Below are 24,989 nucleotides of genomic sequence, written 5' to 3'. Positions count from 1 at the left end.
TTTGTGTGATTACTATTAATTATTTTAATAAAAAACCTTCTACATATGGGTCTGTTGCATCCAATGAAAACTGATGAATCCCTGTCATCCAAGCAGATCCAGTAATCTTCGGTATAATTGCTTTAATATTTTGGACTTCCGTATAATCAACGACTGCCCCTTTAAATCGTGATCCAATGATACTTTCTTGGATGATTTCTTCACCTTTGTTAAGATCTAATGTTGCAAGTTTCGCGCATGTCCCTGTTCCACAAGGCGATCTGTCAATTTGTCCGTCTCCAAAAACAACTGTATTTTTATAGTGATTCTTTTCTACTTCTAAACTAAATTCCACAAGGTCAACTGTATTAATTTCTGGAATTTCAGGATGTACTATTGTTAGTTGCTCATTTACAGCTTTCCTAATCGCAATTCCAAGTGCCGCAATTTTATCTTGTTCTTCAATATTTAATTCCAAATTGAATTGCTTGGCATCCACAATCGCAAAGAAACTACCGCCGAATGATATATCCAAATTGACATGCCCTACGCTATCTACTAAAACGCTTACATTCCTTTTCAACAAAAATGCGGGTACGTTAATAAAGGAAACTTCTTTAACTTTGTCATTTTCGTACACGATATAACATTCAACAACTCCAGAGGGTGTATCCAATATTACCTTGTCCCGTTTCTCAATCAGCCCTTGATCGATTGCTATTGTTACAGCCGCAATCGTTCCATGCCCACACATATTTAGATAGCCGCCACTATCCATAAATAATACACCAAGATCACATTCCACATTGCAAGGTTCGGTTAAAATTGCACCAAACATATTCAAATGACCTCTTGGTTCATGCATCAGCAGCTTCCGTATATGATCCATTTCAGTTTGCATATAGTTTTTCTTTTGCATCATGCTATTCCCTTGGATTGATGGGATCCCATCAATCACTATTCTGGCTGCTTCACCCATAGTATGAGCATCAATCGTCCGTATACTTTTCCCTATCATCACCATAAAGCGTTTATACCTCCCAAGTACATAGTTATTTCTTGATCACTACTATACTTGCAAGAAGCGTGCCAACTCACAAAAGTATATCTAATCACCATATTGCAATCGTTCGTATAATTCATTACAATAGGAACTGTTCATTAAGTTTACAGTATTGTAAATACAAAATTAACACTAACAACTTTACTCAGGGAGGATGTTGTAAGCAATGAATACTATCCCCATTGAACATTCGCACTATTATTTGAACACATTAATCGAAACGAGTTCTGATGCAATTGCCATTATTAACGCCTTAGGAGAAGTAGAATATTGGAATTCTCAAGCTGAACAAATTTACGGAATACCGCTGGCAGCTATAAAAAACAACAAGATTAGTACCTTTTTTAAAAAGGAAGATTTAAAGTTATTAGAGATTCTTGAAACGAAAAAGCCCGTTTATAATGTCTATCATCAACCCCTCCCGGATAAGCATGTCCTCATAAGCTCATCCCCTATTCTAGATAGTGATGGGAACTTAATCGGAGCCATTTCAATCGATCAAGACATAACAAGCATTGTAAAATTAAATGAAAAGTTATCATTAACAACTACAGAATTACAAAAGGTCAAACAACAATATAATTTACAGGGACAAATAGGTCCTTTCTCTGAAATTAAAGGACATAGTAGTGCCATACAATCCACAAAGGAATTAGCGTTAAAAGTTGCGAAGACAGATGCGACGGTGTTAATTCAAGGGGAAAGTGGTGTAGGTAAAGAACTTTTTGCACAAGGCGTACACGAAGCAAGCTTACGTAAAGATCAACCTTTTATCCCCATAAATTGTGGTGCAATTCCCGAAGCTCTTTTCGAAAGCGAGTTCTTTGGGTATGAAAAAGGATCTTTTACAGGCGCTCACAAGGACGGAAAAGCTGGAAAAGTGGAGATGGCTGACGGCGGTACATTATTTCTAGACGAAATTGGGATGTTACCTCTTGATATGCAAGTAAAGTTACTTCGTGTCTTACAAGAAAGAGAAGTTTCTCGAATAGGAGGCAACGTATCAATAAAAGTAAATAGCCGAATCGTCGCTGCAACTAATAGTAATTTAGAAGACATGATTAAAAAAGGGCTATTCCGCGAAGATTTATATTACCGCTTAAATGTTGTTACTTTGAAAATCTCCCCACTCCGAGAGCGAATCGAGGATATCCCAATTTTAGTCACTAGTTTCGTTCAAGAGTATTGCGCAAAATATCAAAAAGAAATACCCACACTTCTGAACAGCGCCATGGAGATGTTCATAAACTACCAGTGGCCAGGTAATATTCGAGAACTACGAAATGTTGTTGAACGAATGATTATCATTATTGATAATTCAACGATTCATGCAGAAGACATTATGGCTATATTCCCCGTCACAACTGACAACCTTGTAAACAAAAAAGGATTAGCCCAAGAGAAAGCTCAATTGGAACATGAGCGTATCAAAGAAGTACTTATTGAAACATACGGAAACAAAAGTGCCGCAGCAAAAAAATTAGGTATTTCGAGAGTCAGTCTTTATAATAAAATTAAACAGTATAATATTGATGTTTAAATTAAGGCGAACAGTTTCTACCTATAGTTCTTCGCAAAAAACAGAGTGAACTACCAAAATTGGTAGCCCACTCTGTTTTTCATCTTAATCAACAATATCCCATAGCTTTGCTTGAGCAAGATATGACTTCCGTACCTGCAAAGTGACTGTAATCACACCCGGATGACGACCGATTTCTATGGAGCCTAGACCGTAACACCGAATAGTTTCGCTGCATGCGCAAGGCCATTGTCGGTCGCCACGTTTAAAGTTGGACCTGTTCCGAAGATTCACTGAGCAAATGATTCCTTAAGCACTTTCATCCCCATATAGAATCGTCGAACTAATGATACAGCTTCATTTAATATTTCTTTTGTTTTAACCGGTTGGAACTTCACTAAATAATCGCTCCCTACACGCAATGACCGACTGATCATTGCGTTTTCACACTTTATTTAGGTTAGAATCCGCAAAAGGATACTCTTTTTGAAAAGAAATTGATTATATATGTTGATTTAAAGGTTACCATTGAATTTACTGTGGCGCTCAATAAGGAGAGAGTTGTATTTCGGGGTGTGGATTGTAGAACACTTAGCGCTTTGGAGATGCCTTTTCCATACCTTCGATAGGGTGTTCATTATCGAGAGAAATGTGATTTTGAGATGAATATGCCGAGATCACAAGGCGATTACTACTTGATACTAATTGTATTCAAGAAAGACGCACTCTAGGTTGCAGATTCCATCACAGATAATGAAATGCGCTTTCTCAAATAGACCATCCAGCGCAGGCGCGTCTTCGTGCTAGCCGGAGCGATAAGACTGAAAGTGGTTTCCTTTCTGGCTTATCGCGGGAGGCATCCACAAAGCGTCGAAGCGGTATTAGGGGGAATCCTAATTCATTCCAATTACAAGGACTTTTTCCGAGATTCAAACTCCTATATACAGAAATGAAAATAACCCTAAGCACTCCATAAAAGGAGCCCTTAGGGTTATTAGTTGAATTAGTTGAAGAAATTGATTATATATCCTATTAGAATACCTATAACACCGAAATCAGAATCACCAAAAGTTGTACCTTCAAATCCAAGTGAACCTAGAACGGGCATCAACATTGCGGGAAGGAAACTGATTAACAATCCTTGTACAAAAGCACCAATTATAGCACCTCTACGCCCACCCACTGCGTTGCCGAATACTCCGGAAGCAGCTCCACAGAAGAAGTGTGGAACGAGTCCGGGGACGATAACAGCTAACCCTGCAAGCGGTAGTAAAAACATACTTAACAGTCCTGCTGCAAAGCTTGATAAGAATCCAATGATAACTGCGTTTGGTGCAAATGGGAATACGATAGGAACGTCTAATGCAGGTTTCGCATTTGGAACAATTTTATCTGCGATTCCCTTAAATGCAGGAACGATTTCCGCTATTAACATACGAACACCCGCCAAGATAATGAATACACCCGCGGCGAACGTAATTGCCTGTAACAAAGAGAACACTAAGAAGTTTGCACCATCGCTCAGGTTTTCTTCAATGTATGTAGGACCAACAACCAAAGCAACCACAAAGAACATAATTGCCATTGTTAATGCCAATGCTACAGAAGAATCACGTAAGAACCCAAGTGATTTTGGCACTTTTACATCTTCAGTCGATTTCGTTTTGTCTCCAGTCAATTTAGCAACTTTAGCTGCTACAAAATAACCGAATGAACCGAAGTGACCTACAGCAATATCATCCGAGCCCGTAATTTCTCTTACTGTAGGTTGTAGCATTGCAGGTAGTAGAACCATTAATGCACCTAAAATAAGTGAGCCTACGATTACTATCATTACACTACCCATGCCCGAAGTTGACAGAACAGCAGCAAGTAAACAGGCCATGAACATTGTGTGATGCCCAGTTAAGAAGATGTATTTAAATTTCGTGTATCTTGCTATGACTATGTTAACCAGCATACCAATTAACATAATCATAGCTGTTTCAGCACCGAAAGCAGTTTGTGCCATAGCTACAATTGCTTCATTGTTCGGGATAACACCTTGAATATTGAATGCTTTTTCAAACATATTTCCGAAGATGTCAAGTGAACCTACTAATACAGCCGCACCTGCTCCAAGAATAATGAAGCCCATTATGGTTTTTAATGTTCCAGAAACAACATCAGTAATTGCTTTCTTCTGCAATAGTAAACCAAATAAAGCGAACAAACCAACCAAAATGGCAGGTGTTCCTAAAATATCCTTCATTATCAGATCAAACATATTATTGCTCCCCTAAGATATGAGAAGTCAACGCTTTCTGGATTTCAACTGCACTGACCATATTAATGATACCAATTGTTTTTCTATTACCGTCTTGCAATTGTTCCATAATTTCAGGGGTACCAATGTAGTAATCAGCTGCCTCTGATTTTGCACTCGCTAAGTCCATATTTTTGCATTCGGCATCAATATTCAATTCTTTTAGTGCTTTATTTACGTTCATTGACAGAATAAAACTCGTTCCTAGTCCGTTCCCACACACTGCTAAAATTTTCATCTTATATTCCTCCTATGATTGCTTGTTTTAATCGTACTTTTCAATTTCTTATATAGAACGTTACAAACCTACTGAACTGAGAACTCTGAAACTAAGTCAAGAATATCCTGTTTTGTCTTCGCCTCCTTTAAATATTGCAATTTAATAGGATCACTTAACAACTTTGTCAATTGAGCCAACGCCTTTAGGTGTGTTTGATTATCAATCGCAGCTAAACAAATAAATATTTCAACTTGATTGGCTTCACTGTTTAATAAGTGCGCAGATTTTTTTAGTTTCAACAAGCTCATTCCTAATTTTTTAACACCGAATTCTGGGCGTGCATGAGGGATTGCAATTTGCTCTCCAATGATAATGTACGGTCCCATTGTCTCAACGTTCTCAATCATTACGTCAATATATTGATTTGTAATTGAATCGTTTAACAGTAGCGGTTCTGCTGCTTTCTTGATTGCATCTTTCCAATTTTCGATTTCATCCATAAATTGAATATTTTCTTCGATTAATAAATCTTTTAGCACCGGTTGTTTCCTCCTCGTATTCAAGCTATCCTTTTGAAATAACGCGTGCTGCAATGCACTTTTTAACAACTCTGGCTGTTTGATGTCTGCATATTGGCGAACGATTTTCATTAATTCATCCGAAGTTGGATAATGGTAAGGCTGTTGAAGCGTCATCCCTTTTACCGTTTGGACGAGTTCATTCTTTTCCATTTCGCTCATGATCGGTCTAATCATATACAACGGTTTTTTTGTTTTAAGTAAAACAGTGGAAAATACTAAATCATACTTCGCTTCATCGAGATGCTGAAAGTCATAGGATGAAAGCGATGAAGTCCAATGAAATTGCGGAAAAAGCGATTTTAATTGGTTTTCTAGCATTATGCTTGAACTAATCCCATTTGGACAAACAATTAGAGCCCTGAATACTTTGCTTTGACTCTCACTATCCAATTTAAGTAACCCACCAAAATGAAGGGTAAGGAAGCCAACCTCATCTTCAGGTATTTTAATATTCAGCATTTCTTCAATAGGTTTTAGTACTTCCTTTACAACTGTAAACAAATCATGATGCTCTTCCTTAATTTCAGCAAGCAACGCATTTGTAATTGGTATTTTAAAGAGCATTCGGTAATAAGCCGGTTTAAAATGCAAATATAACGTTTCAATTGCTTTGTTTCTATCTAGCAATTGGATACATGCATAACGTTCAAAACTAACAACAATTTGTTCCGTGATTTCAAGCAGAGTATCAGTCCTAGTAGGGCTAACTTCTCCTTGGCATATACCGAGCAGCTGGATTGTTAGAAAGGATACTTCTTCCGGGTGAGTCGTATATCCTAAACGTTGCTGAATCAATCCCGAAACTATGAAAGCTTTTTTCTTTTCTAGAAAACTCACCGTATCCGGATAAATCAACACCCTTTTTTGTTGCCGTTGGCGAATATGGATCATTTGAAGTAAGTAAATAAATTCATCCAATCTTTCTTCAATGAATGTAAATGAATATTGCTGTTCAAAATCCTTCAAAATTTGCTGATAAAGATCATATTGATTCTCAAACTGTTGCTGCTGAAATATAAAAGTGAATTTCTCATGTGCATGTGGCTTAACTTTCAATATTGAAATCGCCTTGAGCATCAAATTCCGCTTATCTTCTTCTGATCCTTTTAAATGATATCCTTGCTCACGTGTATAGCGCATCTCAACTCGGAAATCGATACAAAACCGATTGACCCGTTTTACATCTGCACTGACAGTATTTTTACTAATTCCAAAAGTATTTTGAAAGTGAAAATTAGAAAGGGGTTCGCGCCTGATAAAGGTATATAACAAGATAATGATCACGCGTTCTTCCTGGTCAAAAGAAAATTGATTTGTTGTAAAATCTGTGTTGTTATCTTTCCAAAAATTAATAACCTCAGTTGGTATGAGAATTCGGTCATTTGAAATGCGAATCGGTGACATTCCCTCGCCAATTAAGTAGTTATTTATTTTTTCTACATCATATTGAAACTGACGTCCGGATAAGTTCAGCATGTCAATAAACCAGGATAGCTGTACTGGCTTCAATTTCATTAATTGGAAATATGTATTCAAGCTTCTGCTCTCCAACATAACTAGCTCCCCCTTACAAAAACTATACTCGAAAACGCTTTCACTTAATATTACATTTGGTCACAAAAGTTGTCTGAGTGTTCGTGTTCTATTGGTATTCACTTTTCTATCGTATTTAACTTTGGGCATTTCCACTTAATTTTAGGGATCTATATATGTTGAACAAATGAATACGGCGTATGCGCTTTACAAGGGCTTTTGGGAGGCCGCTAAAAAAAGTCCCAATACTTAGAACTAATTAGAATTCCCGCCAATACCGCTTCGACGCTTTGTGGATGGTCTATGTGAGAAAGAGCATTTCATAATTTGTGATGAGATCTGCAACCTGGAGTGCATCTTTCTTGAATAGAATTAGTAGCAACTAGTAATCACATTATAGTCTCGGCATATACATCTCAAAATCACATTTCTCTCGATAATGAATACCCTAGCGCAGGCGCGGAAAAGGCATCTCCAAAGCGCCGAGTGTTCTACAATCCACACCCCGAAATACAACTCTCTCCTTATTGAGCGCCACAGTAAATTCAATGGGATTCTTTAATTCAACATATATAGTACTAATACGTTAGTCCCAGGCACCCTTCACAGCGAGCCATTTGATAACAATAATTTGTCCATATAAACTTTCAAGTACTCTTAAAATACTTCAGTCAAAACTCCTTTATTGTAAAACATAAATACATGAATTGAGACCAAAGTAAGTAGACTTTCGTCCTCCATCCCCAGAAAATAGTATGCCCTTTTCAATGTACGATACGAAATCCTCTGGTCAATCAGACAGCGTATTCCATGCTCGTCCTATAATTTCCAAATCCTCTCCAAGCATAAACAGGCTCTAGCTCTTCATCCGCTAAAGAGACTGTAAATATCATGTATTCTTCAATGTATTCGATCGATATACAGCGCTCTTGAAACTGATCGAAGTTTCCAGCTAGCTGCTTGTGGCATTTAGCATACACTTGCAATTCAACCTGACCCAATTTTCACCGCCAAAACACAGTACTGCTGCCCCAATTATACCTCGATTTCACTTTAATTCACCAAGGAAGCTTTAACTCCACTGACACATCAAACTTCATAAAAACATCGAAAAATATGGCTTTGTCGATTAATCCATGTGACACATCGTCATAATAATCGAATAGATTGAGCGGGGATCATTGGTTTAAAGAACTTGAACCTAACTTTCAAAGGAAGCAATTGAGAAATTCAGAAAGATGAATTGATTTTATTGCTTAATATAGAGTGCCACATGTGAAAGTGATTTTGTTTGGTATCCGTAGGTAGCATCCACTAACAAAAACGACCTCATCTATAAATAGATGAGGTCGTTTTTGTTAGTTAGATCAATTAATCTTCTTCTATTTCTTTACGGTTTTTCTTGAAAAGCTTGGATAATAGTTCGTAAGCGATCGGAACAACAATCAGTGTCAATAACGTTGAACTGATTAAACCACCGATTACTGTAATACCAAGACCTTTGGAGATCAAACCGCCACCGCCGCCTGATCCAATTGCTAATGGAATTAGTGCACCGATCGTAGCAATCGCAGTCATAAGAATTGGACGTAAACGCGTCACACCCGCTTCAAGAACTGCTTCACGCATTTTCAAACCGCTACGTTCCATACGGATAATACGGTCTACTAGTACAATCGCGTTCGTAACAACGATACCGATTAACATTAATAGCCCCATCATGACCGATACAGAGATTGTTTCACCCGCGATTAATAAACCAACAAATGAACCAATGACTGCAAATGGTAACGAGACGAGAATCGCGAATGGTGCGACGCCCTCACGGAATGTTACAACCAGGATGAAGAAGACAATTGCTACTGCCGCAAGCATTGCCACAATAAGTTGTGTAAATGTTTCCGTCATATCCGCTGCCACACCAGCAACACCGACCGTAACACCTTTAGGTAAATCAAGTTTATCAATTGCTTTATCTACTTCAGATGTCGCTTTTGAAATATCAGCATCAATGATTGTTCCTGAAACTGTTGCGTAATATTCACCTTGGCTTCGAGCAAGTGCATTTAACGTTGTCCCTTCCTCAACTGTTACCAGCTCAGAAAGTTTCATTGTCGTACCGAGTGCTGTCGGTATCTCTGTCGCCAAAAGATCATCGATTGATTTTGGTTGTACAGCTTCTTCTTGCTGCACGATTACTTCTAATGTATTTTTATCTTTTTCAACCGTTGTTAATACATCGTTTGTACGCATCGGGTTTAGCATCATGACGATTTGCCCCGTTGTTAAGCCATACTGCAGTAATTCATCTTGCTCTACTTTGAATTTGTATTCAACGTAAGCATCTTTTGCACTTGAAGAAACATCTTCTAAGCGATCGTTTTCATTTATAACACCTTCTACCATTTTTACAGCTTCATTTAGTTTATCTAAATTTTCACTGTAGAATGTGTAGCTAACCCCACCCGTAGGCATTGACATTGAAGTGAAGTCTTGGCTCTTCCATTCGCCTGATTGACCAATGTCGAACACATAGTCTTCAATTTCCGTACGAGCTTCCGCAAAGTTCTTCATATCCGGGTCGAAAATGAGGTACATTAAAGCGCCACCAGATCCTCCGCCCATCATCGCGGACATTGCATCGCCGGAATCAGTAACAGATAGTTGAACAATGTCAATATCTTTATTTTTCAATAACTTTTGTTCTACAATTTCAATATTTGCTAACGTATCTTCCATTAGCTCGCCTGTTTCCGGCGTGTACGTTAAGTACATCACTTTTTCTTCTTCACTACCCATAAAGCTAAAACCAATTAATGGCGTTAATGCCACACTGCCTGCCAACATAACGACAGCAATTAGTGAAGTAATGACTTTATGGTTTAATGTCCAGCCCAGAACACCTTTGTACCATGTAGCTAATTTACCGACCTCTTTATGGCGGCTTTCTGTCTTCTCACTATATAACTTTTTCTTAAATAAGAAGTGAGATAATGCAGGTACAATTGTAATGGCAACAATTAACGAAGCAACAAGCGCAAACGTCATTGTTAATGCAAACGGTAAGAATAGCTCACCGACCATACCACCAACGAAAATAAGTGGCGCAAATACCGCAACTGTCACTAATGTTGAAGACATGATTGGTTTGAACATTTCAATCGTCGCTTCACGCACAAGTGCCCGGCCTGATAATTTTTCTGTTTTTAAATGCAAACGACGATAAATATTTTCAACGACGACAATCGAGTCATCGATTACACGTCCGATGGCAACCGTAATCGCACCAAGCGTCATAATATTTAACGTAATACCCAACCAGTTTAGTAACAGTAAAGCCATGAAAATCGAAACTGGAATGGATATGATCGAAATAATTGTTGATTTGAAATCACGAAGGAACAGAAGAATGATTAAAATGGCGATCAAACCACCAAATAACGCTTTTTCAATCATCGTTGATACTGAAGCTTCAATTGGCGCACCTTGGTCAAGTGATACATCGATGACAAGACCGTCTATTGTTTTCTGTTCTTCTTTAATTAAGTCCTTCACAGCGTTTACAACATCAACTGTGTTTGCTTGTTGCCCTTTAATAATTTGAATGGCAATGGCATTTTCACCGTTTGTACGTGAAACCGACTCTTCTCTACCTACGACATCAATTGTAGCAATATCGCTAAGCTTCACAAATGGTGCTGTGTTTGTTGCGGATGGTGTTACAGGAATAAGCATTTCCTTTAATTCATCAGCAGTCATGAACTTGCCGTCTACTGAAACAGCTTGCTCACCTTCTTCAAACTCGTAAAGACCCAGTGACACAGCTAAATCACTTGCTTCGATCATTTGCTTGACTGTATCTGGCGTTATGCCCAGTGCAGCCATCTTTTCATCTTTATACGTAAGTTGCACTTCTTCAATATGCTGACCTGCAATCGTTGCAGATGCAATTCCATCGATTTTCTCGATTTTCGGAAGTAGTATTTCCTCTACTGTTGACGTTAATTCAACAATATCTTCTGTTTGACTACTTACACTTAGTGCGACAACCGGCATCATATTCATGCTAATTGCTGTAATCGTTGGCGCTTGTGCTCCTTCTGGTAAAGACACTGCATCTAGTGCAGAAGTTAATGCACGTTTCGCCTCTTCCATATCTATGCCATATTCGTATTCCACTTGAATACTTGACATATTAGAATAAGAATTTGAAAAAACGGCTTTCACATGTTCAAGATTGTCTACCGCTTTCTCTAATGGAATGGAGACATCTTTCATCACTTGCTCTGGAGTAGCTCCAGGATAGACACCCATTACCATTAAGTAAGGAATTGATATATCTGGCAACGTCTCCGTTTTCATTTGTGTACTTGAATATATACCGGATACAACAATGATAATTGTAAGTAGCCATACTGCTAATTTATTCTTTAGGACAAAATTGACTAACCCTTTCATTCTTACACCTTCCCCAAATTGACTTTACGAACTCAAATATTTATACTAATGACTAACGAGTCAGTTGTCAATGATAAACCCTAGGAGCGATATAATCATAATGATAAAAAAACAACTAATTATGGATAAGGCTTTAGAACTTTTTGCAGAACAAGGTTTTGAAGCTACCTCTGTACAACAGATAACAGCACATTGCGGGATTTCTAAAGGCGCCTTCTACCTATCTTTCAAGTCAAAGGACGAATTGATTTTAGCATTGATTGATCATTTTATGATCCAATTTATAACCAGTATTGACTACGAAGTCAATACCACGAAAAATGATGAAGATTTGTTATTCAATTTTTATTACACGACTTTCGATTCTTTTCATAAGCACTCTGACTTTGGCAAAATTCTTATTAAAGAACAAATGCAATCATTTAACGAAGAGTTCATCTTAAAAATTCGTGCATACGATCAATTGATGGAGAAAGTAATTTTATCGATGGTTGAACGATTATACGGCGAAGAAATTGAACAGATAAAGCACGATTTAATTTACTGCATTAAAGGCTTTATGAAAAACTATTCAGAGTTATTTTTATTCTATAACTTGCCATTAGATTCGAAATTACTTGCTCAATCGCTGGTTGAGAAAACGAATATACTAGCCAAGCACATTACCCTTCCATTTATTTCAAACGAGCTAGTTCAACTGTTTAAACAACCAATGCAGGAAGAAACAACAAAGGAGCAAATCCTTGAAATCATTGAACAAAATATAAAAGAAATTGAGGATTCTATTGAAAAAGAATCGTTAATTCTGCTTAAGCAACAGCTACTTAAACCTACTTTAAGTCCTGCTCTTGTGAAAGGGTTACTCGAAAACATTCGAAATCATCCTCATTGTAAATGGGTGGCTTATTTACTTCGGAATTATTTTGGGTTTTAAATGACATAGGATTAGACTTTTGGGCAGGTCAATTGTACTCGCCATTAATTATGGAAATACGAAACAAATCCTTGAATCTGCTCGGAATTTTTACAAAGATAACACTGACTTTAATGATAAAATCACCACTATTGATAGGAACGATGAAATAATTGCCCCAAAATCAACAAGACATAGTTGAGGAAGCAACAAAAGCGTTAATGCAAGCAGATAAAAATTCGATAGTCTATCAGACAAATAATGAACGCATTGTTATCGAAGTCCAAAAATCTACTGAGCTAAGAGGATTGGTCAGTTGAAAATTTGTATGAAGGTGTGCTACTTCTCACTTCATTTGAAATCTCCTTTAAGGGAAAACAACAACACTAGTGAATATCCCATAACACAATACTACAAAGAGCCCTTGGAAACTCTTACTGGAGTTCCCAAGGGCTCAAAATCTATTAAACATACTATTCAAATATAGGGCATTGTTTTGCTAAGATCTACACTAAGAAAAGGACAACAGGATCGTGAAAAATCAGTTGCAAAATGGAATATCCAGCGCGATCTTTTGCTTTGACATCAAGGACACCCAATAAAGGTAACATAAAGAATGGATTTATCATGTTGGGAAGTGCTTCTGAAGCATTGTATACTTGCACAATCCAGGCCATGCTCATATTTAATCCTTTTGCGGCAGCGAGCAAGTACGGCGCTTCCACAATCCACTTTCCACCGTCTGAAGGGAGAAACAACCCTAGAATGGCTGAGTATATTCCGGCAATAAATGGAGATTAGGTATTAAAACGAAAAAAGATGCGTATAATTCTTTTACGCTAAGAAATTTTCTGCAACTATTTACAGAAGATAGCTCTTTCTCTAAGTGAAAGTATTTATATACTAAATTAGGCATATAATTACGACACAATTCAGTATTAAGTGAGTAGGATATAAAGAAATTCCGAAATCAACGCGAACCCAGCCTTCTTAACTAACGCAATGCTAATACGTACCTAATACATCTGTTACAACACCTAAAAAAACGCTTGGATATTTAATATCTAAGCGTTTTTGAATAGATTGGCTACAAAATCCTAAACTTAAAATCTTACTTGCTACTATGCCAAATACGCTTCGCGGACTTCTTCATTAGTAATCAAATCATAGCCGTTTCCTTGAAGTTTTATTTCTCCTGTTTGAATAACATAACCTCTATGCGCAATTTGCAGCGCTTGATAAGCATTTTGTTCCACAAGTAAAATGGTTATGCCTTCTCGATTTAATTCTTTTATGATTTCAAAAATTTGTTCCACAATTATTGGGGCAAGCCCCATTGAAGGTTCGTCTAGCATTAATAAATCCGGTTCCATCATGAGTGCTCTCCCAATGGCAAGCATTTGCTGTTCCCCTCCGCTCATCGTACCGCCCTTTTGCTCGATACGATCTTTTAATTTCGGGAAATAGTGAAATACTCTTTCCATTCTTTCATTAATCACATTTTTATTTTTCACAGAGAATGCTCCCATTAGCAAATTCTCCTTAACCGACAGTTTCGAAAAAATCCTTCTACCTTCGGGAACATGAGCAATTCCTAATAAAGTCGTTTCATGGGCAGGCTTGTTTGAGATTTCCTGTCCATTATATATAATGTTGCCAGTCTTTACTTTCACCAATCCGCTTATGGTTTTTAGTGTGGTTGATTTTCCAGCTCCATTACTACCTATAAGTGTTACAATTTCTCCCTTTTTCACTAACACGTCTATACCCTTTAAGGCATGTATACCACCATAATAGGATTCAACATTTACTAATTGAAGCATATAGTGTCCCCCTATCCCGTTTGAATAGCTCCCGATCCTAGGTATGCTTCTATAACCTTTGGATTATTTCTGATGTTCTCAGGCTTACCTTCCGCAATTTTTTCGCCATGATCCAATACAACAATATGTTCGGAGATTTCCATGACGAGCTTCATATCGTGCTCAATCAAGATAACGGTTAGATTGAATTCATGTTTCATGCTCTGTATAAGCTGAGTTAGATTTTTTGTTTCTTTTGGATTCATGCCTGCCGCAGGTTCATCTAATAATAAAACCTTTGGATTAGCAGCAAGGGCTCTTGCAATTTCCAGTCTTCTTTGTGCGCCATAGCTTAGATTACATGCTTTTTCATTTAAAAGATGAGCTAGTCCTACATATTCCAATAAGTTATATGCATTCATTTCTGAAGCCTTCTCTTCCTTCCGAATGGCAGGAAGATTTAATAAAATACCCATTAGACCTGCTTTTAAATGGGTATGCATACCAACGAGGACATTTTCAAGTACTGACATTTCATTAAACAAACGGATATTTTGAAATGTCCTCGAAATCCCTTTTTTTGAAACGTCATGCGGCTTTAATCCGTTTATTTTTTCATTTTCAAGGAGGATTATGCCCGACGTTGGCTGATAAATACCGGTTATCATATTAAAAAATGTTGTTTTTCCAGCACCATTCGGTCCAATAACTGCTGTAATTGAGTTTTTCTCTACTGTCATTGATACATCTTGATTTGCTGTTAGACCGCCAAATTTTTTTGTTATATTTCGAACTTCTAAAATAGACAATTACTGCACCCCCTTCTGCTACAGCTTCTCATTTTCCGATTGTTCCTGCGTTGTTACTAACTTAGCTTTCCTATTTACTCCTTGTAAATCCTTTTCGATAAATATACGGTTTTTTGCTGGCAAGAGTCCCTTTGGTCTATATAAAGCAAAGAGGATTAATAGGGCTCCAAATATGAAACGTTGCATTTTAGCTGGTGATAATGCATATGGAATCGAAATTATCCCCGACAAGCTTAGTTGATTTAACCAATTTGTCATTTCCGTCAATACTTGGAGATTCAGAATCGTCATAACGGCCGCCCCAAGAATAACGCCCGGGACACTTCCCATACCACCCAAAACCACCATTACTAATATCGTAATTGACTCAAGTAGTGTAAAGCTTGTAGGGTCTACAAATGCTTGTTTAGCAGCAAAGACGACACCCATCATCCCTGAGAAGGTAGCACCAATCGCAAACGCCATTAGTTTTGTCCGAACTAAAGGTACACCCATAGCTTGAGCAGCTATTTCATTTTCCCTAACAGCCTTCCACGAACGCCCTATTTTGGAGTGTTCAAAACGACGAACTGTAAAGATCGTGAAAAATAGGAGAACAAGTACAATGTAATAAAATTGGCTAGGATATAGGAAATCGATCCCAAATAATCTAGGTGGAGTTACGGAAGAAATCCCCATTGCACCGTTTGTTATATTAATGGGGCGATCTAGATTATTAAATATAATTCTAATGATCTCTCCAAAACCTAACGTAACAATAGCTAGATAATCTCCCTTAACCCGGAGAACTGGAATTCCAAGTAGAATTCCAAACAACGCAGCTACCAATCCACCTATGATAATAAATAGCCAAAAGCTTTCTCCCGATAAAGGGAAAGTTCCAAATGGCATAAAATTAGATGCTTGCGCTGTAGCAAAAATACCATATGTGTATGCCCCAACTGCGAAAAATGCTACAAAACCCAAATCAAGAAGCCCAGCCATACCAACTACAATATTTAATCCTAAAGCCATAGCAATATAGATACCAACAAGTGTCGAAACTTCCATGTAAGATTGATAAGCATCACCATTACTAGCTGTGAACGGCAGTAAAAACACTAGTACAAAACCCGCTATCAACCATTTTGTGAGATTAGTAAACTTTGTAAAATATAGTAGTAATAACGAAGTTAATAGAAGTAGAAAGGCGGCAACTGACTTCTGTGCCGTATATAAACTTAGTGATGTAACTCCGATGTAAATTAGAAGAAAGATTCCATGCGCAAGTTTGTTTTGTTCATATTTTTTCCATAGAGTTTTCAATCTTCTCACCTACACTTTCTCAGTGACCGGTTTGCCTAATAAGCCCTCCGGTTTAAAAAGTAACACGATGATCAATATCGCAAACGCAAACACATCTTTGTATTCGGCACCAAATACTCCACCAGTTAAAAGTGTTAAATTAGCAGATGCAAACATTTCTAATACCCCAAGTAGTAAACCGCCAATCATTGCGCCACGAATATTTCCTATGCCCCCTATTACTGCCGCGGTAAATGCCTTCAACCCAAGAATAAATCCAATATAAGGATCTATGGTTCCGTATTGTACAGCAAATAATACCCCCGTTGCGCCCCCAAGAGCAGATCCTACAAAAAAGGTTATTGAAATAACTTTATTCACATTTACTGTCATCAAGGAAGCTGTTTCTCGATCTTGTGCAACAGCCCGCATCGCCATTCCCCATCTTGTCCTATTCACAAATATATCTAGAGCAATCATCATAATTACCGCTGTAACTAACACAATAATAAATGATGTTTTTATAGATGCATCATTAAAAATGGAACTTATGGAAGAAGTTTTAATCAAAACTTGTTCTGTAAAAAGACTAGGTCCCGTTACAATGTAGTTTCCTTTTGTTAATTCTGCTATGAATCTTACAATATCTTGTAATAAAAATGAAATGCCAATCGCTGTAATAAGCGGGATTAATCTAGGTGCATTGCGTAATGGTCTATATGCCAATCTTTCAATACCCATCCCCAAAAAACCTGTAAGGAAAGCAGTTACAATGAGTACAATAATTAGCATAACAATGGCAGGTAGCGCCGCCCCCCATCCAGTGCCTGTCATAAAGATTAATAGGGCTGTCCCAATAAAAGCACCTGTCATAAAGATTTCCCCGTGTGCAAAGTTAATTAATTCTAATATCCCATAAACCATTGTGTACCCTAAAGCAATTACAGCATACACAGTTCCTAGGGCAAGGCCATCAATCAAGACTTGCGGGATCGTTTGTATTATTTCGTTCAGCATAAGCTACCTCCTTGTCCAAGGTGTATAAAAGAAAGCGCAAGGCGCCGCACAGCTCCGACAGACATAAGCCGGTCTGACTTATGACCGAGGAGCTGGCGCCTGGAGCTAGACAGTCAAAATGAATCGTACCCTTCCAAGCTACTTAATTTTCGACTTCACCTTCTAATTGCGGTGGATAACTAGCTTCTTTATAATTAAAAATAAATACTTTTGCATACTTATTGTCGCCAATGTCATCAAAGCTTACTGTTGTCAACACACCTTGATAATCTTTTATTCCACGAACAGCATCTCTTACTTGCTCGCGTGTCGGCAATTTATTATTATTTGCTGTAATTGCATTCTCGATACCTTTTAATACCACTCCCATAGTGTCATAGCCGTATACTGAGTATGCTTCTGCATCACGATTGTTAATTTCTTTGTACCTTTCCATAAACTCTTTTCCAGCTTCTGATTCAGCAGGATCTCCTGCTAGAGTAGTAATGTACGTATTTTTAATTGCATCTCCAGCAATTTCAACGAGTGTAGAAGAATCTAATCCGTCTCCACCCATAATCGGGATATCAATACCTTTTTCTCTCGCTTGTTTTATTAATAGCCCGCCTTCTGCGTAGATTCCCCCGAAGTATACTAGATCTGGTTTCTTAGAAAGGATTTGGTTTAGAACTCCATTAAAATCTTTCTCTCCAAGCGTAATCCCTTCAAACCCAAGAATTTCAGCTCCTGCATCTTCAGCACCTTTTTCGAAGGCTTTCGCAAGCCCCGTACCGTATGCTGTTTTATCTTGAACGATAAAGATTTTCTTTGCTTTTAAAGTGTTAACTGCATAATCAGCCCCTGCTGGACCTTGAGAATCATCTCGAGCAACAATACGATTCACTGTTTTTAATCCTCTATCTGTAACTTCAGTTGCTGAGTTGGCTGGTGAAACCATTGGAATACTGTATTTTTCATATACTTCTGAAGATGGGATAGCAACACCTGAGTTGAAGTGACCGACAACTGCGAATATAGATTTATCTGCACCTATTAATTGAGCATTGGCCACCCCTTTTTTGGGATCGGCTTGGTCATCGAAAGGGACGAGTTGCAACTCAAATCCTAATTCTTTAAACTTTTCCTTTTGGTCGTCTAATGCAAGCTGTGCACCTAGCTTAATTACTTCTCCAATTGCGGCACTACCTCCTGATAGTGGTGTCTGAGTAGCGATTTTAATAATCGGTAAATCTTTTCCCCCAGTCGTTTTGGGCTTTGAACCACAGCCCACTAACATACCTACCACCAAAACTCCCGCTAACAATAAAGCTAAAGATTTTTTGACCTTCATGTTGACCCCCCATTCTTCTTAATTGAAGTACAAGCCTTTGTATATGTATATTGATTAGAAACAAGAATTAGGACAGATTATTCATTTTTATTTTCAGGAATTTAGTTCCAGTTAAGCACAATAATGAGAAATCCACAAAAGAATGTTTGTTTTGTGCCATATTCAATAAAAAAACCTCTCCCCAGTTCAACCAGTGAACCGAGAGAAGTCTATGATTTAAGCTGCCTACGGCAAATGTTAACTAAAGTTGGATGCAAGTCCAAGATATCCCGTTATTTTTACGGACGCGTAATGAATCTGTAATCAAATTGCTGTTGTACTTGCATATTCAGTTCTCTACTATTAAACGTATAGGCATTGACCAGTCAATGATTAATAGAAAAGGTGGCTGAAATACATAATGAGAAAAATTGCATGTTCACTACTTTTAGCAGGCACTTTAGTATTCGGAATGGCAAATAGCGATGTAGAAGCGAGCACGCATACAGTTAAAAATGGGGAGTCACTATGGAACATTTCAAAATCAAGCAAGGTATCCATAACCAATCTAAAAAAATGGAATAACTTAACGTCAGATTCACTCTATCCAAATCAAATCTTACAAACATCAGCTAAGAAAACCAATTCAGCGTCTAACGGCATTTCAGCAAAAAAGGGAACCTTTAAGACAAAATCCAATGTCAATGTGCGTTCCGCTGCTGGTACAACAAATAAGGTTGTTGCTAAGGTAAAAAAAGGGACGACGTTAACTGTTTCACAGCAAAAAAAGTTGGGGAACGATGTTTGGTTTCACGTAAAAGTTAACAAAACATCCGGATGGATACTTAGTTCTCTTTTAACAAGTGCAAACAAATCAACTTCCAAATCATCCACTGCTTCTCAAAACGTTGTTGATCAGGCAATGAAGCTAAGGTTTATACCCTACCTATTTGGCGGGACGACAAAAAACGGCTTTGACTGTAGTGGTTTCGTACAATATGCTTTCAAACAATCAGGGAAAAAAATCTCACGCACCACGCTTAGCCAATTTGCGCAATCGAAGAAAGTAACCTCGCCCAAACCAGGTGATTTGGTCTTTTTCAAAAATACATATCGTAAAGGCATTTCACACGTCGGCATTTACATTGGCAATAATAAGTTCGTGCATGCTGGGGGCAAGCAGTCGCAAGTAACAAGCTTAAGTAACAGCTACTGGAAATCAAAATTTGATAGTTTTAAACGGCTGTAAAAAGAAACCCTGACTCGTAAAACCAATGGAATCCGTTATGAATGCGATTATTCTAACAGCCGTATTATCTGCAGGTAACTCTGGCATGTATACGTCCACTCGCGTTCTTTGGGACTTGGCGCACGAAATAAAAGAGCTTCCAAATCGTACAAAATGGTTCCTGCTTGGTCCATTATTGGTGCTATTTCTATGTATTTTCATTATTTTAGATCAAAACTTTCAAGCTTTCATGGGTAGCGGAATTGATTGGAATAGCGTAGTCATTCCCTACGTCGGTTTACTATTGTTCTTAATCGTTTGGCTAGTCTATAAAGTAGAACACAAATCAAAATTGATTCCATTGAAAGACTGTGATTTTGAAAACAAATACCCATAAGTAAAACAGCTGAAAGAAAAGGAAATCCTTTTCTTTCAGCTGTTTTTTCCTTTTTGTAAAGAACCCCAACTTTCAGCTTGCCATTGTCTCAATGTCTCCTGTTATTTTGCGTTTCATTTCTGGAATTTGAGATTGATTTCAACGATTTCAGCACGGCTACCGATTCTAAGAGGGGGGCCCCATGTACCAAAACCAGAAGTTACGATTGAGTGAAGCTGACCTTTCATTATGTGGCCATAATGATTTTCAAAAATCCATCGAGTAATTAGATTAGCTGGAAATAGTTGACCTCTATGCGTATGTCCCGATAACAGTAAATCGATGCCACTGTCACTTGCCTCGTCAAATTCAACGGGCTGGTGGTCCATCATAATCATTGGTTTGTTTTGGTCTAAGTCGGCAACTAATGCAGTTGTTGTAATCCTACTCTTTGCCGCCAGATCTTTTCGACCAATGATGTAAAAGTCATCGGAAACGAGTGCTGTTTCGTCTGCTAGTACATGGATGCCGATTTTATCCATTTCGATAACTAATTGATCAACATCATTGCCATAATAATCATGATTCCCAGGTACTGCGTAAACGCCAAGTGGTGCATGAAGTTTCCCTAATATTTTCCCCATCTCTTTATCCAGGTATGGAGCAATGTAGTCATCGATAATATCACCAGGAATTAAGATTAGATCGGGGCGTAATACCTCAATTTCGGCAACTAAACGTTCCAAATGCTTTTCACCGACAATGCTTCCGAGATGAAGATCGGATACAACGACAAGTTTTAACTCTTTTTCTGTAGCTGGTTTATCAATAGCTACCTCATACGTTGTGACAACGGGACTCCAAGCATTGTACGAACCGTAGATAAGCACAACAACAAAGAATAATATCGTCCCTAATCCGATTTGAAAAATCAATTTCTTTTTCAATAAGCAGATCGCGAGATTGATCAAAGGTAATAATAGTAAACTATAGCCAAAAATCACGAGCCAAAATCCGCCGATGAATTGGATAGGTACCCATGACCAAAACCGTCCGATGAAAAAGGACAAACTAAGTAAGATCATGAGCATTATATAGGTTTTCTTGAAGGCAGCAAATTGCGTTGTTTTCAGCCATACCCAGCCATTGTATCCGATATAAAAACATAACAGTAAATAGATCACTAAGACGAGCAAAATTAATAAAATAGTTGTAAATGACATCTGTTGTTTCCCTCACTTTATCACATCAATTACCGAACAAAGTTAGAGAGTAATGGTAACCGTAAAAATTGTTCCCTTCCCCTTCTCGCTTTGTATAGTTTTTTTAGCCATGAAGATCAATGATTATTTTTGCGATAGATAATCCTAGTCCGCCACGGTATTCACCTAAAAAAAGTACCTAAGTAACATCCAAAGATGCAACCAGGGTACTTTACTTTTAACTATTCTATCGTATTATTGTTCGCCGCTCAATTTAACAAGAATCTTCGCTTGCGTTTTGTCATTCGTTAACGCATCAAAACCTTTTTCAACAAGCTCTTCAAGCTCAATACGGCTCGTAATAATTTCTTTAGGGTTAATTTCGCCAGAATCCATCATATCAATTGTTTTCTGGAATACTGCAGGCTCATAAGCTAGTGTTGATGTAATTTTAATACCGGAAGCCGTTAAATCCATTGGTGAGAAGGAAACTGGTTTCGGGAATATAGATACAATAACAACCGTCCCCCTCGTTTTTGTGATTTTAATTGCCTGGTTCAACGTAATTTCTACGCCAGCTACCTCGAACGAGACATCAAAGCCTTCAGGTTCAATCTCTTTTCCAACTTCCAAAGGATTCACTTTACCTGAGTTGAACACATGTGTAGCTCCTACTGCCAACGCCTTTTCCAAGCGCTCTTCAGACAAGTCAAATACAACAATTTTGTTAGCACCCTGTGCTTTTGCAGCAATGATTGTCAATAATCCAATCGGGCCAGCACCAAATACAGCAACCGTTTGACCAGCTTGCAATCCGCCTTCTTTCACGGCCTGTACAGTAACTGCCATCGGTTCTACAAGTGCGCCTTCTTCAAGAGATAAACCTTTCGGAAGTGCATAAACGTTTTTCTCAGATACGACTGCAAAGTCTGCAAATCCACCGTCAGAACCTAGTCCAACAAACGTGAAGCCATCATATATATCATACTCAGACGATTTATTGCCATAGGTAATCAACGGATTGATAACGACACGATCTCCTGCTTTAAAGCGTGTCACATCAGAACCAACTTCCTCAACAATACCTGAAAACTCATGCCCTAACGTTAGTGGCGCTTCCTGGTTTGTCAATGGATCCGGACCATTTCCTGGAATTAATACTGGGCCTTCATGGTATTCATGCAAGTCACTGCCGCAAATACCAGTCCATGCCACTCGTACTTTTACATCATTTGCAAGAACTTCTTTCACTTCACGCTCTTCAACACGAATATCATTGGCTTTATACCATACTGCTGCTCTCATTGATAATTCATCTCCTTAAGTTGTTTGCATAGTTATCATACACCTAATTAAACAATTCATTAAACGATAGACTTATAATACGCGGATTGTATTATAAGAATTGTGTGCGCAACTGTTTCCAAACCCCTCTTCTAATCCCTTCCATCACCTATTTATGATATCATTAACGTTGTTCAAAAAAAGAGGTTCGAAAACTCCCTCTCTAAAAAACTAAGGAGATGTTTTATAGTGAAAAATGAAAAAGCGGTTGTCGTCTTTAGCGGCGGCCAAGATAGTACGACATGCCTGTTTTGGGCATTGAAAAATTTCCGTGAAGTTGCTACGGTGACGTTTGACTATGGTCAGCGCCATTCGGAGGAAATCGAGTGTGCTAGAAAAATTGCAGATGAGCTTGGAGTATCGTTTAAAGTACTGGATATGAAGTTGATCAACCAACTGTCAGCAAATGCCTTGACGCGTGATGATATCGAAGTGAATGAAGTAGTAGGTGAATTGCCGTCGACTTTCGTTCCAGGCAGGAATCATTTATTCCTGTCATTTGCCGCGGTCTATGCAGATGCGATTGGTGCTCGGCACTTAATTACGGGTGTCAGTGAAACGGATTTTAGCGGTTATCCTGATTGCCGTGACAATTTTATAAAATCGTTGAATGTGACACTGAATTTAGCTATGGACGGGCGGTTTGTCATCCATACGCCTTTGATGTGGCTCGATAAGTCCGAAGTTTGGGCTTTGTCTGACGAACTTGGTGCGTTCGACTTTGTGCAGAACAAGACACTTACTTGCTACAACGGAGTTCCGAGTACAGGCTGCGGGAAATGTCCTGCCTGTGTGTTACGGAATGACGGTCTCGCTACCTATTTATCTAAAAAGTCTGTAGGTGTCTCTGAATGATGCAGCAATTTTATCCGCAAGTTCAGCATTCATATCGTTTTGAATTAAACAAAGACATGCATTTTTCTGCGGCACATTTCATTCCAAGCGAAGATGCTGGAAAATGCCAAGTAATGCACGGTCATACGTATTACTTAAACATAACAATTGGAGGAAATGAACTGGATTCAATCGGTTTCCTGATTGATTTCAAGGAACTCAAAAACCTCATTCATGATAAATACGATCATTCTGTGCTAAATGATCATCCTGAATTTAACAATAATTTTCCAACGACGGAGAAATTGGCAGAACAGGTTTGCAAATCAATCCAGGAAGTTCTCCGAACGCGAAGCAATAAGCCAGTCTGTCTACAAGTCATTGTCCGAGAAACGCCGACTAGCTATGTCATCTATCGCCCTGAACAGGCGGTAGTCCTATGAAGATTCCTGTAATGGAAGTGTTTGGTCCAACGATTCAAGGCGAAGGAATGGTCATGGGATTAAAGACCATGTTTGTTCGAACAGCTGGATGTGATTATTCTTGTTCTTGGTGCGATTCCAGTTTTACATGGGACGGTTCGGGAAAAAGCACTTCGAAACAGCCGATAGAAATCATAGATGAACTTAAAGCAATAGGCGGACAGTCATTTTCACATGTCACAATTTCAGGTGGGAACCCTGCCCTTCATAAAGGAATTGGGGAACTTGTCGATTTGTGCCACGAACAAGGTTGGAAGGTCGCAGTTGAAACGCAAGCTTCTTTTTGGCAGGATTGGTTATTGAAAATTGATGACATCACGCTTTCCCCAAAACCACCAAGTTCAGGGATGGTGACGGATTTCAGTAAACTGGATACGTTCATGGAGAAACTGATTGATACGACTGCTACTTTGAAAGTCGTCATTTTCGATGAAAAGGATTTCAAGTTTGCGGAAGAGGTCCATCTGCGATATCCGGCGTTTCCTTTCTTTCTACAGACAGGAAATGACGATACGACGACAACTGACGATGCACTTCTCGTTTCGACATTGTTACAACGATATGAGTGGTTAATTGATTTAACAGTCCACTCCCCTATAATGAATGATGCCAAAGTGTTGCCACAATTGCATACTCTGCTATGGGGGAATAAACGCGGCGTCTGATAAGACTTATTCATTTCTCTGTGATCAGTATTGCATCTCTATTTTTGACATATAAAGATGATTTAA

General features: G+C 38.3%; 20 protein-coding genes, 1 pseudogene and 1 riboswitch. Of the genes and pseudogenes, 7 read left to right on the top strand and 14 right to left on the bottom strand.

Going from position 1 to position 24,989, the window contains the following annotated elements; all coding sequences use genetic code 11:
* Window positions 1-19 precede the first annotated feature (19 nt).
* Window positions 20-1,003, bottom strand: a complete 984-nt coding sequence (locus MKY15_RS17220; RefSeq protein ID WP_342538092.1) for a proline racemase family protein — start codon at window positions 1,001-1,003, stop codon at window positions 20-22.
* A 205-nt stretch (window positions 1,004-1,208) separates the two neighbouring features.
* Between MKY15_RS17220 and MKY15_RS17215 the strand changes: the two genes are divergently transcribed.
* Window positions 1,209-2,582, top strand: coding sequence for a sigma 54-interacting transcriptional regulator (locus tag MKY15_RS17215; RefSeq protein ID WP_342538091.1), 1,374 nt, complete (start codon window positions 1,209-1,211; stop codon window positions 2,580-2,582).
* A gap of 982 nt (window positions 2,583-3,564) precedes the next feature.
* On the opposite strand, the gene MKY15_RS17210 is transcribed toward MKY15_RS17215, so the two are convergent.
* The 5 genes from MKY15_RS17210 to MKY15_RS17190 form a co-directional block, all read right to left on the bottom strand.
* Window positions 3,565-4,827 (bottom strand): PTS ascorbate transporter subunit IIC, encoded by a 1,263-nt coding sequence (locus tag MKY15_RS17210; protein ID WP_067208586.1) that lies wholly within the window; start codon window positions 4,825-4,827, stop codon window positions 3,565-3,567.
* Between the two features lies 1 nt (window position 4,828).
* On the bottom strand, window positions 4,829-5,104 hold the full coding sequence (locus tag MKY15_RS17205) for a PTS sugar transporter subunit IIB (RefSeq protein WP_067208583.1): 276 nt from the start codon (window positions 5,102-5,104) through the stop codon (window positions 4,829-4,831).
* Window positions 5,105-5,172: 68 nt separating this feature from the next.
* Window positions 5,173-7,221 (bottom strand): BglG family transcription antiterminator, encoded by a 2,049-nt coding sequence (locus MKY15_RS17200; RefSeq protein ID WP_342538090.1) that lies wholly within the window; start codon window positions 7,219-7,221, stop codon window positions 5,173-5,175.
* A gap of 773 nt (window positions 7,222-7,994) precedes the next feature.
* A complete protein-coding gene (locus MKY15_RS17195; protein ID WP_342538089.1) occupies window positions 7,995-8,201 on the bottom strand; it encodes a hypothetical protein in 207 nt (68 codons plus the stop codon).
* 370 nt (window positions 8,202-8,571) lie between these two features.
* Window positions 8,572-11,658, bottom strand: coding sequence for an efflux RND transporter permease subunit (locus MKY15_RS17190; protein ID WP_187047566.1), 3,087 nt, complete (start codon window positions 11,656-11,658; stop codon window positions 8,572-8,574).
* 100 nt (window positions 11,659-11,758) lie between these two features.
* On the opposite strand from MKY15_RS17190, the gene MKY15_RS17185 reads away from it, so the two are divergent.
* The gene (locus MKY15_RS17185) at window positions 11,759-12,592 is read left to right on the top strand and encodes a TetR/AcrR family transcriptional regulator (protein ID WP_067208575.1); all 834 of its coding nucleotides are present in this window, start codon (window positions 11,759-11,761) and stop codon (window positions 12,590-12,592) included.
* Window positions 12,593-13,077: 485 nt separating this feature from the next.
* On the opposite strand, the gene MKY15_RS17180 is transcribed toward MKY15_RS17185, so the two are convergent.
* The 6 genes from MKY15_RS17180 to MKY15_RS17155 form a co-directional block, all read right to left on the bottom strand.
* Window positions 13,078-13,296, bottom strand: a complete 219-nt coding sequence (locus MKY15_RS17180) for a TIGR00366 family protein (protein WP_255428653.1) — start codon at window positions 13,294-13,296, stop codon at window positions 13,078-13,080.
* Window positions 13,297-13,692: 396 nt separating this feature from the next.
* Window positions 13,693-14,394: an ABC transporter ATP-binding protein gene (locus MKY15_RS17175; RefSeq protein WP_187047565.1), complete on the bottom strand. Its 702-nt coding sequence runs from the start codon at window positions 14,392-14,394 to the stop codon at window positions 13,693-13,695.
* An 11-nt stretch (window positions 14,395-14,405) separates the two neighbouring features.
* Window positions 14,406-15,182 carry an ABC transporter ATP-binding protein gene (locus MKY15_RS17170; RefSeq protein WP_067208570.1) on the bottom strand — a complete coding sequence of 259 codons (777 nt, stop codon included), beginning with the start codon at window positions 15,180-15,182 and terminating at the stop codon, window positions 14,406-14,408.
* Between the two features lie 18 nt (window positions 15,183-15,200).
* A complete protein-coding gene (locus MKY15_RS17165; protein ID WP_067208567.1) occupies window positions 15,201-16,487 on the bottom strand; it encodes a branched-chain amino acid ABC transporter permease in 1,287 nt (428 codons plus the stop codon).
* Window positions 16,488-16,496: 9 nt separating this feature from the next.
* Window positions 16,497-17,483 carry a branched-chain amino acid ABC transporter permease gene (locus MKY15_RS17160; RefSeq protein ID WP_187047564.1) on the bottom strand — a complete coding sequence of 329 codons (987 nt, stop codon included), beginning with the start codon at window positions 17,481-17,483 and terminating at the stop codon, window positions 16,497-16,499.
* Between the two features lie 142 nt (window positions 17,484-17,625).
* Entirely contained in the window at window positions 17,626-18,813 is a 1,188-nt protein-coding gene (locus MKY15_RS17155; protein WP_187047563.1) for a branched-chain amino acid ABC transporter substrate-binding protein, read from the bottom strand.
* A gap of 400 nt (window positions 18,814-19,213) precedes the next feature.
* On the opposite strand from MKY15_RS17155, the gene MKY15_RS17150 reads away from it, so the two are divergent.
* Both MKY15_RS17150 and MKY15_RS17145 read left to right on the top strand, forming a co-directional pair.
* A complete protein-coding gene (locus MKY15_RS17150; RefSeq protein WP_187047562.1) occupies window positions 19,214-20,041 on the top strand; it encodes a C40 family peptidase in 828 nt (275 codons plus the stop codon).
* Window positions 20,042-20,072: 31 nt separating this feature from the next.
* Window positions 20,073-20,417, top strand: a pseudogene (locus tag MKY15_RS17145) (hypothetical protein); the annotation flags it as partial.
* Between the two features lie 113 nt (window positions 20,418-20,530).
* Here MKY15_RS17145 and MKY15_RS17140 read toward each other — a convergent pair.
* Entirely contained in the window at window positions 20,531-21,619 is a 1,089-nt protein-coding gene (locus MKY15_RS17140; RefSeq protein ID WP_342538088.1) for a metallophosphoesterase, read from the bottom strand.
* A 234-nt stretch (window positions 21,620-21,853) separates the two neighbouring features.
* Window positions 21,854-22,903, bottom strand: coding sequence for a 2,3-butanediol dehydrogenase (locus MKY15_RS17135; protein ID WP_067208552.1), 1,050 nt, complete (start codon window positions 22,901-22,903; stop codon window positions 21,854-21,856).
* A gap of 176 nt (window positions 22,904-23,079) precedes the next feature.
* A riboswitch (PreQ1 riboswitch) is annotated at window positions 23,080-23,123 on the top strand.
* 5 nt (window positions 23,124-23,128) lie between these two features.
* On the opposite strand from MKY15_RS17135, the gene queC reads away from it, so the two are divergent.
* The 3 genes from queC to queE are packed head-to-tail and all read left to right on the top strand — an operon-like array spanning window position 23,129 to window position 24,923.
* A complete protein-coding gene (queC, locus tag MKY15_RS17130; protein WP_342539778.1) occupies window positions 23,129-23,797 on the top strand; it encodes a 7-cyano-7-deazaguanine synthase QueC in 669 nt (222 codons plus the stop codon).
* Window positions 23,794-24,219, top strand: a complete 426-nt coding sequence (gene queD / locus MKY15_RS17125; RefSeq protein ID WP_342538087.1) for a 6-carboxytetrahydropterin synthase QueD — start codon at window positions 23,794-23,796, stop codon at window positions 24,217-24,219. Before queC ends, queD begins: the two co-directional genes overlap by 4 nt.
* A complete protein-coding gene (queE, locus tag MKY15_RS17120; protein WP_342538086.1) occupies window positions 24,216-24,923 on the top strand; it encodes a 7-carboxy-7-deazaguanine synthase QueE in 708 nt (235 codons plus the stop codon). Before queD ends, queE begins: the two co-directional genes overlap by 4 nt.
* Window positions 24,924-24,989: the final 66 nt, after the last annotated feature.

Origin of the sequence: Sporosarcina sp. FSL K6-1540 (assembly GCF_038620285.1) — a bacterium.
GTDB lineage: Bacteria > Bacillota > Bacilli > Bacillales_A > Planococcaceae > Sporosarcina > Sporosarcina psychrophila.
The sequence above is the reverse complement of the archived record's forward strand: the minus strand, read 5'-3'. Positions and strand labels throughout refer to the sequence as shown.